Annotated in this window: 17 protein-coding genes and 1 tRNA gene; 11 read left to right on the top strand and 7 right to left on the bottom strand. The window is 65.6% G+C overall.

Translation table 11 applies throughout. The features are described from left to right. The first annotated feature begins 50 nt into the window (after positions 1-50). The 5 genes from PBN85_RS04405 to PBN85_RS04385 are packed head-to-tail and all read left to right on the top strand — an operon-like array spanning position 51 to position 5,007. A complete protein-coding gene (locus tag PBN85_RS04405) occupies positions 51-773 on the top strand; it encodes a SapC family protein (RefSeq protein ID WP_271300261.1) in 723 nt (240 codons plus the stop codon). Next, positions 766-1,797: a cupin-like domain-containing protein gene (locus PBN85_RS04400; RefSeq protein WP_271300260.1), complete on the top strand. Its 1,032-nt coding sequence runs from the start codon at positions 766-768 to the stop codon at positions 1,795-1,797. Before PBN85_RS04405 ends, PBN85_RS04400 begins: the two co-directional genes overlap by 8 nt. Further along, on the top strand, positions 1,794-3,287 hold the full coding sequence (locus PBN85_RS04395) for a tryptophan halogenase family protein (RefSeq protein WP_271300259.1): 1,494 nt from the start codon (positions 1,794-1,796) through the stop codon (positions 3,285-3,287). The genes PBN85_RS04400 and PBN85_RS04395 overlap by 4 nt, the downstream gene beginning before the upstream one ends. Continuing rightward, complete coding sequence (locus PBN85_RS04390; protein ID WP_271300258.1) at positions 3,287-4,339, top strand: LacI family DNA-binding transcriptional regulator; 1,053 nt, start codon at positions 3,287-3,289, stop codon at positions 4,337-4,339. Before PBN85_RS04395 ends, PBN85_RS04390 begins: the two co-directional genes overlap by 1 nt. Next, complete coding sequence (locus PBN85_RS04385) at positions 4,336-5,007, top strand: DUF6445 family protein (protein ID WP_271300257.1); 672 nt, start codon at positions 4,336-4,338, stop codon at positions 5,005-5,007. Before PBN85_RS04390 ends, PBN85_RS04385 begins: the two co-directional genes overlap by 4 nt. A 15-nt stretch (positions 5,008-5,022) precedes the next feature. On the opposite strand, the gene PBN85_RS04380 is transcribed toward PBN85_RS04385, so the two are convergent. Beyond that, positions 5,023-6,465 (bottom strand): adenylyl cyclase, encoded by a 1,443-nt coding sequence (locus PBN85_RS04380; RefSeq protein ID WP_271300256.1) that lies wholly within the window; start codon positions 6,463-6,465, stop codon positions 5,023-5,025. On the opposite strand from PBN85_RS04380, the gene PBN85_RS04375 reads away from it, so the two are divergent. The 3 genes from PBN85_RS04375 (at position 6,448) to PBN85_RS04365 (ending at position 9,180) form a co-directional block, all read left to right on the top strand. Then, positions 6,448-6,792, top strand: coding sequence for a hypothetical protein (locus PBN85_RS04375; RefSeq protein ID WP_271300255.1), 345 nt, complete (start codon positions 6,448-6,450; stop codon positions 6,790-6,792). The two genes, PBN85_RS04380 and PBN85_RS04375, sit on opposite strands and share 18 nt — an antisense overlap. A gap of 94 nt (positions 6,793-6,886) precedes the next feature. Continuing rightward, positions 6,887-7,042, top strand: coding sequence for a hypothetical protein (locus PBN85_RS04370; protein ID WP_271300254.1), 156 nt, complete (start codon positions 6,887-6,889; stop codon positions 7,040-7,042). A gap of 62 nt (positions 7,043-7,104) precedes the next feature. Then, complete coding sequence (locus PBN85_RS04365) at positions 7,105-9,180, top strand: TonB-dependent siderophore receptor (RefSeq protein ID WP_271300253.1); 2,076 nt, start codon at positions 7,105-7,107, stop codon at positions 9,178-9,180. A 412-nt stretch (positions 9,181-9,592) separates the two neighbouring features. Here PBN85_RS04365 and PBN85_RS04360 read toward each other — a convergent pair whose 3' ends face one another. Then, entirely contained in the window at positions 9,593-10,600 is a 1,008-nt protein-coding gene (locus PBN85_RS04360) for a glycoside hydrolase family 43 protein (RefSeq protein ID WP_271300252.1), read from the bottom strand. Between the two features lie 333 nt (positions 10,601-10,933). Between PBN85_RS04360 and PBN85_RS04355 the strand changes: the two genes are divergently transcribed. Beyond that, complete coding sequence (locus tag PBN85_RS04355) at positions 10,934-11,707, top strand: alpha/beta fold hydrolase (RefSeq protein WP_037534539.1); 774 nt, start codon at positions 10,934-10,936, stop codon at positions 11,705-11,707. Positions 11,708-11,780: 73 nt separating this feature from the next. On the opposite strand, the gene PBN85_RS04350 is transcribed toward PBN85_RS04355, so the two are convergent. Continuing rightward, on the bottom strand, positions 11,781-12,674 hold the full coding sequence (locus PBN85_RS04350; protein ID WP_271300251.1) for a LysR family transcriptional regulator: 894 nt from the start codon (positions 12,672-12,674) through the stop codon (positions 11,781-11,783). A gap of 101 nt (positions 12,675-12,775) precedes the next feature. On the opposite strand from PBN85_RS04350, the gene PBN85_RS04345 reads away from it, so the two are divergent. Further along, a complete protein-coding gene (locus PBN85_RS04345; RefSeq protein ID WP_271300250.1) occupies positions 12,776-13,642 on the top strand; it encodes an SDR family oxidoreductase in 867 nt (288 codons plus the stop codon). 60 nt (positions 13,643-13,702) lie between these two features. On the opposite strand, the gene PBN85_RS04340 is transcribed toward PBN85_RS04345, so the two are convergent. From PBN85_RS04340 to PBN85_RS04325, 4 genes are all read right to left on the bottom strand, one after another. Then, a complete protein-coding gene (locus PBN85_RS04340; RefSeq protein WP_271300249.1) occupies positions 13,703-13,942 on the bottom strand; it encodes a hypothetical protein in 240 nt (79 codons plus the stop codon). Further along, positions 13,939-14,076 carry a DDE-type integrase/transposase/recombinase gene (locus PBN85_RS04335; protein ID WP_081793054.1) on the bottom strand — a complete coding sequence of 46 codons (138 nt, stop codon included), beginning with the start codon at positions 14,074-14,076 and terminating at the stop codon, positions 13,939-13,941. Before PBN85_RS04335 ends, PBN85_RS04340 begins: the two co-directional genes overlap by 4 nt. 123 nt (positions 14,077-14,199) lie before the next feature. Next, a complete protein-coding gene (locus PBN85_RS04330) occupies positions 14,200-14,388 on the bottom strand; it encodes a hypothetical protein (RefSeq protein ID WP_271300248.1) in 189 nt (62 codons plus the stop codon). A 61-nt stretch (positions 14,389-14,449) separates the two neighbouring features. Continuing rightward, positions 14,450-14,539 (bottom strand) — tRNA-Ser (locus PBN85_RS04325). Positions 14,540-14,668: 129 nt separating this feature from the next. On the opposite strand from PBN85_RS04325, the gene hspQ reads away from it, so the two are divergent. Beyond that, a complete protein-coding gene (gene hspQ, locus PBN85_RS04320) occupies positions 14,669-15,049 on the top strand; it encodes a heat shock protein HspQ (RefSeq protein ID WP_271300247.1) in 381 nt (126 codons plus the stop codon). Positions 15,050-15,169: the final 120 nt, after the last annotated feature.

Raw genomic sequence — 15,169 nt, 5'->3', positions numbered from 1 at the left:
GCAGGCCTTGCGGCCATGTTCTTCGTGGACGTTTACCGGCGAGACCTTCGATGACCAGCCAGCACGCGATCCTTACCGTGGAGGCGCATCGCGATCTGCGCATCAATAGCGCGCGCGACGGCGCGCTCGGCGACGGGCAGATGTGCTGCATCACCGTCCCGACCGAATTCCGGGCGGTGCAGAGCGCCTATCCCATTCTATTCCGTCTCAACGACGCCCGCGACCGCTATACCGCGCTCGCCATGTTCGGCTTCGAAAACGGCGAGAATTTGTTTCTCGACGCCGGCACGTGGGACGCGGGCTATCGGCCGCTGGCCATGGACGTCCAGCCATTCCTGATCGGCGGCGGTCCGGACGACGACGCTGCGAAGCAGGTGCACATCGATCTCGCTTCGCCACGAATTGCCGCCGATGGCACCGGCGACCGCATCTTCGACGAAACGGGTCAGCCGACGCCCTATCTGGAGCGCGTGGCCGAACAGCTCGGCGCGCTTGATGAGGGCTATCGTGCATCGGCGGACTTCTTCGAGGCCTTGCAGCGCTACGACCTGCTGGAGCCATTCACGCTGGAAGTGACCTTGGACGACGGCTCGACCAATCGGCTCGTCGGGTTCCACATTATCAACGAAGATCGCCTCGCGTCGCTTGATGGAGCAGCGTTCGCGGAGCTGAATGCCGATCAGCATCTTCTCCCGATCTACATGGCGATCGCTTCGCTCGCTCATATCGGCGATCTCGTCGCGCGTCGTAACCGGCAACTGGCGCGTGGCTGAGGCCGATCCCGGCCCCCTGGCGGGCCTCGCCCGCGTACCGGAGGAGCAGGTCGCCGACGCCGCGGCGCTTGACGCCCGATTGCGCGGCGCGGACGCGCCGTTCGTGATCCGCGGCCTCGCCGCTCACTGGCCACTGGTCAGGGCGGGACTCGAGTCCGCCGACGCCGCCCGCGACTATCTGCTGCGCCATCACCGCGACCGGCCGTTCACCGTCTCGGTCGGCCAGCCGGGCAGTGGCGGACGGCTGTTCTACGACGATGCGATGGCGATGAACTTCCGCACCTTCGACGCGAAGCTGCCCGACATTTTTGCACGCATCGCCGCCTTCGCCGGCCAGCCGCAGGCGCCGACGGTCTATCTCGCCTCGATCGACATCCACCAGTATTTCGACGGTCTCCACGCCGCCAACCACATCGACCTCGGCGACCGCGAACCGCTCGCCAGCATCTGGATCGGCACGCGCACCCGCATCGCCGCGCACAACGACGTGCCCAACAATCTCGCGGTCGTCGCCGCCGGTCGCCGCCGCTTCACACTGTTTCCGCGCGAACAGTTTCGCAACCTCTACCTCGGCCCGGTCGACAACACGCCGGCGGGCCGCGCGATCAGCATGGTCGACTTCCACGCACCCGACCTCGCGCGCCATCCGCGCTTCGCCGAGGCGATGGCGCATGGCCTTACGGTCGAGATGGCGCCCGGCGACGCGCTCTACATTCCGGCCCTGTGGTGGCACCACGTCGAAGGCCTGGAGGACTTCAATGTGCTGGTCAATTACTGGTGGCGCGAGACGCCGCGCTGGCTCGGCCAGCCGCAGGAGGCGCTCAACCACGCGCTGATGGCGATCCGTGACCTGCCTCCAGATCAGAAGGCGCATTGGCGGGACATGTTCGATTACTACGTTTTCCAGAACGACGATCAGGTCACCGCGCATGTGCCCGAGGGCGGCCGCGGCGTGCTTGACCCGATGACACCCGAATTGGCGAGCCGGTTGCGCAGCTATCTGTTGCGGGCGCTCAGCCGATGACTGCGCCGATGCCGCGCCGTATCGTCGTCGCAGGTGGCGGCACCGCTGGATGGATGACCGCCGCCGCGCTGACCCGCACGCTCGGCCGTACTGCCGCCGTCACGCTGGTGGAATCCGACACGATCGGCACCGTCGGCGTCGGCGAATCGACGATTCCGCCGCTGATCACCTTCAATCGCCTGCTCGGCATCACCGAGGCCGAATTCATGGCGGCGACCCAAGCGACGTTCAAGCTGGGCATCCAGTTCGACGGCTGGAAAGGTCCCGACGACAGCTATTTTCACGCTTTCGGCCTGACCGGCAAGGACCATTGGGCCGCCGGCTTCCAGCATTTCTGGTTGGAGGGGCAGGCGCGCGGCCACCAGCAATCCTACGACGATTACTGCCTGGAACTGATCGCGGCGCGCGAGAGCAAATTCGCCCATCTGCCCGACGACCGGATGAGCTACGCCTATCAGCTCGATTCGACGCTCTACGGCCGGTTTCTGCGCCGCATGGCGGAAAGCGACGGCGCCCGCCGGATCGAGGGCAGGATTGCCCGCGTCGACCTCGACGGCGAAAGCGGCGACATCGCCGCGCTGGTGCTCGACGACGGCAGCCGGGTCGAGGGCGACCTGTTCGTCGACTGCACCGGCTTTCGCGCGCTGCTGATCGAACAGGCGCTCCATGTCGGCTACGACGACTGGACGCACTGGCTGCCTTGTGACAGCGCGATCGCGGTGCAGACCGAGAGCGTACGGCCACCGGTGCCCTATACCCGCGCGATGGCGCACGATGCCGGCTGGCAGTGGCGGATCCCGCTGCAGCATCGCGTCGGCAACGGCATCGTCTATTGCAGCCGGTATCTGACGCGGGAGGCGGCGCTCGACCGGCTGCTCGGCAATGTCGAGGGCAAGGTGCTGACCGAGCCCAACATGCTGCGCTTCGTCACCGGTGCGCGGCGCAAGCAGTGGCATCGCAACTGCGTCGCCATCGGGCTCGCTGGCGGTTTCATGGAGCCGCTGGAATCGACCAGCATCCACCTGATCCAACGGGCGATCCTGCGCCTGATCCGGCTGCTGCCGGCGGCCGGCGCGATCTCGCCGCACGACATCGCCGAATTCAACGATCAGCAGCTGACCGACATGGATCAGATCCGCGATTTCCTGATCCTCCATTACAAGGTCACCGAGCGGCGGGATTCGCCGTTCTGGCGTCAGTGCGCAGCGATGGATATCCCCGACAGTCTTGCGCAGAAGATCGGCCTGTTCCGCGAGACCGGGCGCGTCTTCCGCCGCAACGACGAATTGTTCGCGGAGAACAGCTGGATCCAGGTGATGCTCGGTCAGGGCATCACCCCCGCAGCGCGTCATCCGATCGCCGCCAAGCTGCCCGACGAGGAGCTTGACCGTTTCCTCTCCGGCTTGCGCCAGGGGGTCGCAACGACGGTGCGCGGCCTTCCGGCGCACAGCGACTATGTGTCGCGCTATTGCGGCGCGGCGCCGACCTGATGGCGCGGCGTCGGCAAGCGGTCACCATCCGTCACGTTGCGGCGGATGCGGGCGTATCGCTTCAGACGGTGAGTCGCGTCATCAACAAGGAGCCGAGCGTCCGGCCGGAAATGTTGGCCAGGGTGAAGGCATCCATCGAGCGGCTCGGCTACGTGCCGTCGATCGCCGCGCAGCGGATGGCGGGATCGCGCTCCTATCTGATCGTTGCGCTCAACGACCGCGAGCGGACCATCGCCGGATGGCGCGATCGCCAAGGCACTGACTGGGTCGACCAGATGCTGCTCGGCGGTCTGCTGACCTGTGCCGAGCACGGCTATCGGATGATCGTCGAGCTCGTCGACACGCACAGCGACCATATCGAGCGCGAGCTACGCGCTGCGATCGCCGCCATCCGGCCCGATGGCGTCATCCTGACCCCGCCGCATTCCGAAAATACGCTGATTACCTGCCTGCTCGAGGAGCATCGCATCGCCTTTGCCCGGATCGGCTCGCGGATCGCCGGACCCGGCTTTGCCGTGGCGATGGACGAGGCGGGGGCGGCGCGGCTCGCCACCGAGCATCTGATCGCGCTCGGCCACCGGTGCATTGGCTTCATCGCCGGTCCGGACGATTATGAATTGAGCGGCTGGCGCACCGAGGGTTGGCTCGCGGCGATGGCGGACGCCGGGCTGCCCACCGACGACCTTCTTGCCGTCGGCGATTTTGGCTTTGCCTCCGGTCGGGCGGCAGCCGCGGCGTTGCTCGACGGCGCGGTGCCGCCGACTGCAATCATAGCGTGCAGCGACCAGATGACGCTGGCGACGCTGGAATTGGCGCGCGAACGCGGGTTCGACGTACCCGGCGACCTGTCGATCCTCAGCTTCGACGACACGCCGATCGTCCGCTTCGTCGCTCCGCCACTAACCGCGATCGTCCAGCCGATCGCGGAGCTGACGGCATGCGCGGTGAAACGTGTGATCGGCGATCCGGCTCCCGAGGCCGCTGAGCCGATCATCGTGCCCGCGACACTGACGATCCGCGCCTCCACCGCGGCCCCGAGATCGCTGGCGTGAAGCGCCCTGCCATCTCTGTGCAGCGGCTCGGGCAAGAGGGGGAGCCGCTGGTCGTGATCGACGACTTCGCGACTCATCCCGACAGCTTGCGTCAGGCCGCCGTAGCGGCTGCCTTCGAACCCGCCGGTCATCATTACCCCGGCCTGCGGGCACCGTTGCCGGACGGGTATTTCCGCGATCAATTCCCGGTGATCGCTGAGTCACTGGGCCGCCGGTTCGGGCCTCACCGTCAGATCAGCGTGGTCGACGCCAGTTTCTCGATCGTCACCGCTCGGCCAGATGCGCTCCACATCCGTCAGCGCGTGCCGCACGTGGACGCCTATGGCCGCGACCGAATAGCGATGGTCCACTATCTGTCGCCCGCCCATCGCGACGGCACCGCCTTCTTCCGCCACCGCACCACCGGTTTTGAAACGATCGACGACACCCGCGCGCCCGTGTTCTTCGGCCGATTGCAGGACGAGGTCGCTGCGATTCCGCCGGAGGGCTATATTCTCGACGACACCCCGCTGTTCGAGCGGATCGGCGGGGCGGAGGGCCGCTACAACCGTGCCATCCTCTACCGCAGTCAGCTGTTGCACAGCGGCGCAATCGCTGCCGATGCGATCCTGTCGCCCGATCCCGCCCTTGGCCGCCTTACCGTCACCGCCTTCTTGTCGATCGGCTAGCCGCATCCACCGGGGTTAGGCCCCGCCGCCATAACGGATCAGCGTCTGGCGCGTGCTGCCCGGACGGGCCGCCTCCCCCGCCCCGTTGACCAGATGCGCGATCGTCCCCTTGCCGCCGCCGAGCGAGATTGTCGTCACATCTGACACACGTACGCCAGACACATCCGGCACCTCGACCGCGCTGGCGAGCACGATCGAAGGATCGGCGGTGAAATTGGCGTAGATGCCCATTCCTACCGCCTCGTGCCGGCGGACGTGGTCAGCAACCTTGTAGGCCGCCCAGCCCCGTGGCGAGTCCGCGCGCCAGCCGCGCTGGCTGGGAGGATCGTACGGCAATTCGTTTTGGTAGAAGAAGGTCCGCCCATCCTCGCCGTTCCACAGCGTCTGCCAGCCCTGGAAATGCTCGACGAACAGCCCGTAGCAGGTGACGTGGTCGCCGTTGACGACCAGGCCGTGCGTCGCTCGGCTCTCGTCCCAGCCGACATGGACCCGCCCGCCGTCGCGATCGCCGTGATCGGCGCGCCAGATCCACAGGTGATCGCCGATGACATGATGGCTGTTGATCTCCAGGCAGGTGCCGGCATTGCCGATAGCGGCTCCGCCAACACGGAAGAACAGGTCGGCCAGCAAAGTTGGACGATCGCCGTGGTCGCCATCCGCCCCACGCGGCCCGATCTGCATCAGCACAGGCGAGTTCTGCGGTCCGGCGTCGATCAGCAGCCCGGCAATCGTCACCCCAGGCACGTCGGCCACGGTGAGCGCCGCCGTGCCGCCCTCGGCGAGCAGGGTTGCCAGTCCTAGTCCAAGGATCACCGTATCGGCTCGCGTCACCCGCAGTGGCTGGCGCAGCCGGTACACGCCCGGCGTCAATACCAGATGGCGCCCCGCGGCAAGTGCGCGATTGATCGTCGCCACCGATGTCGCCGGATCGGCGATCAGCACGTCGCGCAGCGGCACGTGGCGGCCGCCCGGCGTTCCATCCCACGATACGCCCGCCGCATCGCGGCGCAGCGACGGGACGAATATGCTCCACGCACCGTCCGCACCGACGCACAGGAACGGCTTTTCGCGGATCACCGGCACGGTCTGCAGCGTCGTGTAGGGCGGCGCAGGAAAGCTTGTCGCCGGCGCGCCCGGGACGCCCATGAACATCATGTTCCAGTTCGACCCCTGCCAGCCGTCGATGCGGCTAGTCCGGGTGAACCACTGCTGCTGCGTACCGGATCGGATCGTGCCGTCGACGCAGCAGTCCGCCATGAAGCCGCCGCTCGACCAGCCGCCGTCGTCCAACGCCAGATCGCCGGCGAGATGGATGCGGCGATAGGGCGCCGCCTGCGACACAGCCCAGCGATCCTTGCCATCAGGCGGCCGCACAGTGAGATTTTCCGCCCCGCGCCAGAAATTGACCAGCGCCATGCCGTTTGCCCAGTCCGCCTCGGCATGAACATGGCCGGTCACGGTTACGTCGCCTGGCGTGGTGCCCAGCCCGGCGACCTGCGTGAAGAAACCGACGTTGATGTCGAGGTGATGGTTACCCGGTTTCAGCAAGATGGCGCGGCGTCGGTCAGTGAAATGGGCCCGCTCCTGCTCACCGAACCAGCGGGCGATCGTCGCCTGTGCGTCTGGCGCGCCGGGGTCGACGAGCAGGACATTCGGCCCAAAGTCGGGATCCGCATTGTCCATCGCAAACGCCGGTTTGACGATAACGCTAGCACCGACGGCTGCCATGCCGGCAACTACGCCGCGCCTTGTCGTTTGTGGCATTTTGCCCTCCCCTTCAGGTGAGGCACTATATCGCTCGGCGCTGCGGGCCAGGCAAATGTCTTTACCGCGGAGGCCTTTTTGCCCCTCGGGTCATAAGCGCCGGAACAAACGGAACATGCTGCCGACGCTCTCCCAATTGGGTGATCGGAACGAGATGGCCGATCTGATGTACTGCACAACGGCGCCGTCAGATCTGCTTGATGCAAAGCCGCTGTCAGACGCAGCCTTTGCCGATAGGCAGGAATTAGCGCATTGCAGCATGCAAGCTTGATGATATGTTGCAACATTACGCATGCCGAATAGCGCATGCAGGTGCCGCATTCCGGAGCAACAATGTCCTTCAGGTTCCTTCGTCCACGACTGCATACCTCTGCCTTTGCCTGTACCCTCGCGCTCGGCGTCGCGCCGCTCTCTGCGGACGCGCAGGAGACGTCCGGACGAGACGACGAGGACGAAATCGTCGTGCTAGGCACCCGTGACACCGCCGATCGTGCGCTATCGTCGGATCGCGTCACCGAACGCATGTCACAGTCGAGCCGATCGATCGAACGCGACATCCTGGATGCGGCAGGAACGTACCGGCTGAGCGACGCCCTCGAACTCGTCAGCGGTTTCAGCCAACAGAACAACCGTGGCGGGGTCATCGACAATTTCGCGGTCCGCGGGTTTCTCGGCACCCCGGACGGAGGCGCGGAATATTATCTGAACGGCTTCCTCGCCAATCGCGGCATGGCCCCGCCGCGCGATCCTGCGACGACCGAACGGGTCGAGGTCCTGAAAGGCCCAGCGGGTGCCTTGTTCGGAGATGTCGATCCCGGCGGCCGGGTCAACATCGTGACCAAGGTGCCCCGTTTCACGCCGCATGCCGATGCGATGGTCAGTTATGGCGCGTTCCATACGCGGCGTGTCGAGCTCGACGCCACCGGCCCATTAACCGAGACCGTGGCTGCCCGGATCGTCATCGCAGGCGAGGATAGCGATGGATGGCGCGATGCCGTCCCGCTGCGCCGGCGCGTTGTTTCGCCGTCACTGACCTGGCAGCCGAGTGAAGCGCTACGCCTCACCTATACCGGTGAGTTCAGCCGATACGACACGCCGTTCGACCGCGGCATTCCGGCGATCAACGGCGATGCCAACGCCTTGCCCCGCTCGAATTACTACGGCGAACCATTGAACGGCACCACCAAATCCCGACAGGACCAGCACCAGGTGACCGGTCTGGCGGAGCTCGGTGGTGGCTGGACGCTGAAGGGCGGTGTGGTCTGGCGGACGGGAACGCTGAAGGGCCTGTCGGCCGACCAGTCGCGCATCGTCGGCAACGCCTTGTGGCGCCAGCGCCGATCGCGTGACTTCAGTGTCGACGATCTGTCAGCACGCCTTGAGCTCGCCGGACAGATCGGGCGGCACCGGGTCAGCGCGGGCGTAAAGGGCTATCGCTTTTTCTACGGCGAACGCTGGCTGCGCATCAACCCCTCGGCTGCCGTTCCTTACGCGATCGACCTCTACAATCCGGTCTATGGATCGGTGGCAGCCCCATTGCGGCCCTTCACCAACAACGACGAGAGCCGCTGGGCAGGCACAGTCTACATACAGGACATGTGGGACGTCACCGATCGGCTGACGCTGGTCGGCGGCGCACGGATCGATCCGTACCGGCAGACGATCGTCAACAACAACACAGGCGGCGTCGGCCGCAACATCGACGAGCCCGTCCACGTCCGCGCCGGGGTGCGCTACCGCGTCACGGACGTAATCGCGGTGCACGCCAATTGGGGTGAGAACTTTGCGCTGAACACCGGCACGGATCGCAACGGCGCGGGCTTCGGCCCGGAAACGGGTCGCGGCTACGAGGTCGGGGTGGCGGCCAAGCTGCCGGGTGTCGATCTGGCGGCAACATGGTTCGACATCCGTAAGCAGGACATCCTGACGACCGATCCTGTTGATGCGAACTTCCTTGCACCCGTCGGTAGCATCGTCAGCCGCGGTATCGAATTCGACGCGTCAGCGCGGCTCGGCGATCGCTGGCAGATCGTGGCCAATTACGCCTGGCTCGATGCGAAGGCGGATGACACGACGTTTCCGACACCGGACGTCCTGAACGTGCCGGAGCACGCGGGCACATTGCTGGTCGTCCATCGCATTCCGACCACCCGTAGCAACTGGCAGCTGATCGGGGGCGCCGCTTATGTCGGCAATCGGGCGGGATCGCTCACCGCCAATCCGGTGCTGCTACCGCAATACGTGAAGATTAAGGCGGCGATCGAAGCGCCGCTATTCGAGGGGGTTCGGTTCCGTCTCGAGGCCGACAATCTGCTCGATCAACGCTATTCCGCCAGTTCGTACAGCGCCTTGTGGATCTATCCCGGCGCGCCACGAATGGTGCGGGCATCACTTCGTCTCGATATGTGAAGCGGAAAGGGCGGGACTTTACCGGTTCCGTCACCTTATTGCAGATCAACCGTGGCAGGAATGAAGCGGAACAGTCGCAGCCGCCCGGCCGCGGGTGGGCGTTGGCGAATTTCCTGCCTGAAAAACTGGCGACCTGCGGCCTCGACACCCTATTGGTGCTGACGGCATAGTTACACCCGTCGCAGGCGGACTGCACCAGGCGCCTGCTGCGACTTTCCTTCGTTTCGACGCCCCAGATGCGGTCATTCCATGCCGCTTCCCTGCCCCAATCTACGCCAGCCGTTCGACTCAGATCGGCGGGCACGCAATAGCGGCCGAGGTCAGCTCAGCGGCCGCCGTCATACGCGCGCCGCCAAATTTCAGGCTGGTCTTCGCGGTTGTGGCTTCGACAGGCGAGAGGTCCTTACCGTCCTTATTCGGCAGGCGGCACCGACACACCGGCTTGGGTCTGGATCACCGGTTTCATGGTACCATCAGGATTGTAGCGGAGATGCTCGACCGTGATCGCCCGCCGCCCCAATGCGCCTTTCTGGTCACCGATCGTCAGCGACGCATTGTGCAGGAACAGGTACGATTGCCCCTTGAATTCGGCAATGCCGGGGTGGATCGTAAAACTATTGGCCGCCGATCCGGTCAGCTCTCCCCGATATGTCCACGGACCCTGAATGCTCGGCGCGGTGGCATAAGCAACGTGCTCGTTGCGATCCTTGCCCATCGGATCCATCGAGGCATAGGTGAGGTAATAAAGGTCCCCGCGTCGATGCAGCCACGGCCCCTCGACGTAATGGGGCGGCGTGATTTCGGTGATCGGGCCGTCCAGCTCGATCATGTTGGGCTTGAGCTTGGCGATGTAGCACTGCCGGTTGCCCCACGCGATCCACGACGTACCATCGCGGTCGGTGAGCACGGTAGGATCGATATCCTCCCAGCTATGCTCACCCTTGGGCGTCATCTCGTTGGTGATCAGCGCTGATCCGCGCGCGTCCTTGAACGGCCCCGTCGGGCTGTCCGACACCGCGACGCCTATGGCCTTGCCGGGGTGCGCATCATCATGCTCGGCCGGCACGTAAAGGTAGAACTTGCCGTTCTTCTGAACGGCCTGCGGCGCCCAAGCGTCCTTCTTGGCCCATGTCAGATCGGCGATGTTCAGGATCGGCGGATACGCCTTCCACGTCTTCATGTCGGTGGTCGAATAGACCATCCATTCCCGCATGTTGAACATCTCACCATCCCTGGCCTCGTCGTGATCGACGTAGAGATACAGGGTGTCGCCGACGACGAGCGGCGCTGGGTCGGCAAGGAATGTGTCGCGGATGATCGGATTGGAGCCGGGCAAATCGCGGCCTTGGCAAAGGCCTGTCGATGCGGAGACCGCCACCGTAGATACCAGCGCCAGAGCGCACACCCGCAGCCAGCCCATGCCTACCCCTCCTATTATCGGATTCGCTGGGTTAACCGGACGGTACGGCAGGTCAACGAAAATGGGGGTGCCGATACCAGGCTGACAGTTTTGACGTCAGCTTGGCCCCGAAATCGGCCATTCCGTGCAGGCGTAGCGCTACTCGCAAGCGGTCGCTCGTTCATGTCCAAGGACCCTTTTGCTGAACAGGCAGACGTCCCCGGCTCCACCGCCGTCCGGCATCGGCCCTGCGACCGATCTCCAGCGCCCGTCAGCCGAGATCGGCCGAGAAAAGGCGGGCCCGCGAAGCGACCGGGCTCGTTGAGCGTCTCACAACGACGAGGCGGAGACGGCATGAACACGATCGAGCGCGGCACTGGCCGCACACTGCTTCTGATCCACGGCCTGGGCGGGAGTTGGCGATCGTGGAGCACCGTCTTGGCGCCACTCAGCGCCTCGCGGAAGGTCATCGCGGTCGACCTTCCCGGCCATGGGGCTACCCTTGCCGAATCCGACAGCGGGACGTTCGATGGTCTGGTCGGCAGCGTGGAGCGTTACATCGCGGAGGCCGGCTTGTCCGGCGTCGATGTCGTCGGCAGTTCGATGGGCGCGCGGATCGTGCTGGAGCTCGCGCGGCGCGGACTCGTCGGCAACGTCGTCGCGCTGGATCCGGGCGGCTTCTGGCGAGGCTGGGAGCGCACCTTCTTCAGAACCACCATCGGCGCCTCCGGCCGCTTGCTGCGGGCCATCCGGCCAGGCCTGCCGGCGTTGAGCCGGAATGCAGCGTCGCGCACGGCGCTGCTCGCTCAGCTCTCCGCGCGTCCTTGGGCGCTTGACGGGGAGACCGTCGCGACCGAGCTGGAAGGTCTCAGTACAACGCCGACGTTCGATGCGCTGGTGCGGAGCCTTGCCACGGGACCTGAGCAATCCGGTCCCGCCGCTGCCGGCACCGGCCGGGTCGTCATCGGATGGGGCAGGCACGACCGGCTCTGCCTCCCCAGACAGGCTGCGCGCGCGCAGGCAGCCTTTCCCGGCGCCGAGCTCCACTGGTTTGACGGCAGCGGCCACTTTCCGATGTGGGACATGCCGGAGGAGACCGTCGCCGTCATTCTCGACGCGACGCGGTGATGCTCCACCCGCCGGACGGCGCGATTGCACGAAGATGGCAGCATCGACCCACACACGGCATTGCCGCTGAGGGTCAGCAGCGATCATCCAGATAGGCGGCGAGTTCCTCGGCCGTCCCGTTCGGAAAGGATTGCCGCAGGAACGCCAAAAACGCCGACACTCTGGCGTTCAGCAGGCGTCGCGAGGGGTAGAGCGCCCATAGCGCGACGCGTGAGGTCGGGACATCACCCCACGCCATCAGCCGCCCTCTTGCGATGTCCCGGCTGACCAGCGACAGGGGCAAACGCGCTACGCCGGCACCAAGACGCGCCGCATCCCGGATCATGACCAGCGAGGACATTCGGAGCACCGGATCGATCGCGATTGCGCGTTGTCCATCGGCGGTGTCGATCGTCCAGCTCCTCTCGACGTCGCGGTCGCGCACGACGGCAGGAAAGATGCCGCCCGCCCGCGGCAATAGCTCAGGTGCAGCAACGACGACCAACCGGTCGTGGAGGAAGGGTCGGCCCACCAGCGCATCGTCCGCTGCCGGGTTTACCCGGATGACCAGATCATAGCGCTCCTCGACCATATCGACCGCGCGGTCGTCGGTCGTGACCTCCAGTCGGACATCGGGATGGCGCTGCGCGAATCCGGCCGCCAGCCGCCCCATCGCGGTCTGGGAGAAGAGCAGGGGCGCGCTGATCCTGAGGCGCCCACGGACCGCTGCGCTGCCCGATGCGATCTCGATCGTCGTCTCCTCAAGCTCAGCGAGCAGAGCGCCTGCCCTTTCGGCCAGCGCCCGCCCCTCCTCGGTCAGCTTGAGGTCGCGCTGGCCGCGCTCGAACAGACGCAGGTCGAGCGCGGCCTCCAGCTCCGCCACGCGGCGCGACAGCGTCGCCTTGGGCCTGCGCGCGGCGCGCGCGGCTTTGCCGAAGCCACCATGGCGGGCGACGAGCGTGAAATCGGCGAGCGCGAGCAGGTCCATATCGTTCCAGCCATGAGACGGCGCGTCCAGATTGCGCGTCTATTTGCCGTACGATGGATCACGCATCTTGCCCGGGTCAGCAAGACCCAAGGAGAAGCCTCATGACCATCCTCGTAATCGGTGCCACCGGACGCGTCGGCCGCCACGTCGTCGAACAGCTCGTCGCTCGCGACGCCTCTGTCCGCGTCCTCACCCGCGACCCTGCCAAGGCGGCGTTTCCGACCGGCGTCGATATCGCCAAGGGCAATCTTCTCGATATCGACTCCCTGCGCGCGGCCTTCGTCGGCGTCAGGACGCTGTTCCTGCTCAATGCGGTGACCGGTGACGAATTCACCCAGGCGATCGTCACGCTCAACATCGCGCGCGAGGCCGGCGTCGACCGCGTCGTCTATCTGTCGGTGTTCGACGCCGACCGCGCCGTCAACGTACCCCATTTCGCGGTCAAATCGGGAGCCGAGCGGATGCTCGAGGCGATGAACTTCGGCGCCACCATTCTGCGCCCGACCTATTTCATCGACAATGAGGCGATGGTGAAGGACGTGATCCTTCAGCACAATGTCTATCCGATGCCGATCGGCGGCAGGGGCGTGGCCATGGTCGATGCGCGCGACATCGCCGAGGTCGCCGCGATCGAGCTGATCCGGCGTGACCGCGCACCCGACAAGCTATCGATCGAGACGATCAACGTGGTCGGTCCCGAGACGCTGACCGGCGACGACGTGGCAGCGATATGGTCCGACGTCCTCGGCCGCCCCGTCGTCTATGGCGGCGACGATCCCAGCGGCTTCGAACAGAATATGGCGACGGTCATGCCGCGCTGGATGGCCTATGAGATGCGGCTGATGGCCGAGCGCTACGTCAGCGACGGGATGATCCCCGCGGCCGGCGACCGCGAGCGCTTGGCCAGCCTGCTCGGCCGGCCCCTGCACGCCTATCGCGAGACGGCCGTGCGGCTCGCGTCCGCCTGATCTTCGGGCGGGTCCCGGCGAGCGGCGGGTGGCTACCCGCCGGCCGCCGGGTTCCGCGCGTCAGGCCGCGTCCGCCATCCAGGCGATCGCATCTGCACCGGCGGGTATCTTGAACGGAGCAGACGGGTTGGTCGCGGCCTCGAACACGGCAGCCGCGACGTCCCGGGCATGGGTGACCCGCCCTGTGTCCTCTGGGAATCGCTTCATCATGCCCTCGATCAGCGGCTTGTAGTCGGGATCGTCAAGACCGCGCAGGTGCGGCCTCGCATTCACGCCGAACCGCGTCGTCGGGGACCTCATCTGGCCTTCAGTGCCTTCCCCAGGAAAGTCAGCGCTGCCGCCTCGTCACGGGCCTTGGTGACGTAGCTTTCCAGCACCTCGCCTTCCTGACCGAACGCCCGCCACAGGTGGAGCTTTTCGCCATTCAGCTTCACCTACATCTCGTCCCGATGCCGCCGCCGATGGCGAAAGCCACGCATCCGGCTCACCCGCTGATGGCGGATATCGCCGGCAAAGAATGGGCCGAATCTCTTTCAGCAACGGCACACCGTCTCGTGTCAGATGTCGATCCCCCGCCCGGACAGCAGCTCCTTGACGGTCGATAGCGACAACGGGAAGCGTACGTACATCAGCACCACCGAGCGGATCACCTCAGCAGACGCGTTGCAGTAGCGGAACGGACTGGCGGGCTTGCGCGGGCGGAACATATGCCAGCCGGACCCGCGTTCGATTACCTGCCTGTGCACTTGGCTTGACGGAGCCACCCAGCGAGCACCTGCGATGACAGCATAATTCTGGCGGTGGAAGTGGCGGAGAGGGAGGGATTCGAACCCTCGGTGCCCGTAAAGGCACGCCGCATTTCGAGTGCGGTACAATCGACCACTCTGCCACCTCTCCGCAGAAGACGTTTCGGCAAGGCCCTGCGGCCCGCGATCGGTCGGTCGAGGGCGCGCCTCTAACGGGTTCGTTTTGCGGTGGCAACACCCTTCCGCTTGTGCAGCGCAGAAACCGCCCTAGATTACGGCTATGCCTCGTCACGATCCCATTGGTACCACTGCCGCCGCCGAGATCGAGGCGCCGGCGGTGGCGCATGCGCGCTTCTCGATCGGCGACGTCGTGCGGCATCGCCTGTTCGACTTCCGCGGCGTGATCTTCGATGTCGATCCGGTCTTCTCGAACACCGACGAATGGTATGAGGCGATTCCCGAAAGCGCCCGGCCGACCAAGGACCAGCCCTTCTACCATCTGCTCGCCGAGAATATGGAATCGAGCTACATCGCCTACGTCAGCCAGCAGAATCTAGTCGCCGACGACAGTGACGAGCCGATCGATCACCCGGCGATCAGCGGGCTGTTCACCGGTTATGCCGACGGCCGCTACGCGCTGCGCCGCGAACATCGCCACTAGGCGCCGGCCCGCCAGCAGAATCGGGCGGCGGGTGGTTGACAGCGGCGCGCCTTTTCCTTAGCTGCCACCGCTCATCCCGCCGGGCCTTCCCGCGCGGGCATATGTTTTTTGGGAAGTGAC

Origin of the sequence: Sphingomonas sp. CV7422 (assembly GCF_027945725.1) — a bacterium.
GTDB classification, from domain to species: domain Bacteria; phylum Pseudomonadota; class Alphaproteobacteria; order Sphingomonadales; family Sphingomonadaceae; genus Sphingomonas; species Sphingomonas kyungheensis.
The sequence above is the reverse complement of the archived record's forward strand: the minus strand, read 5'-3'. Positions and strand labels throughout refer to the sequence as shown.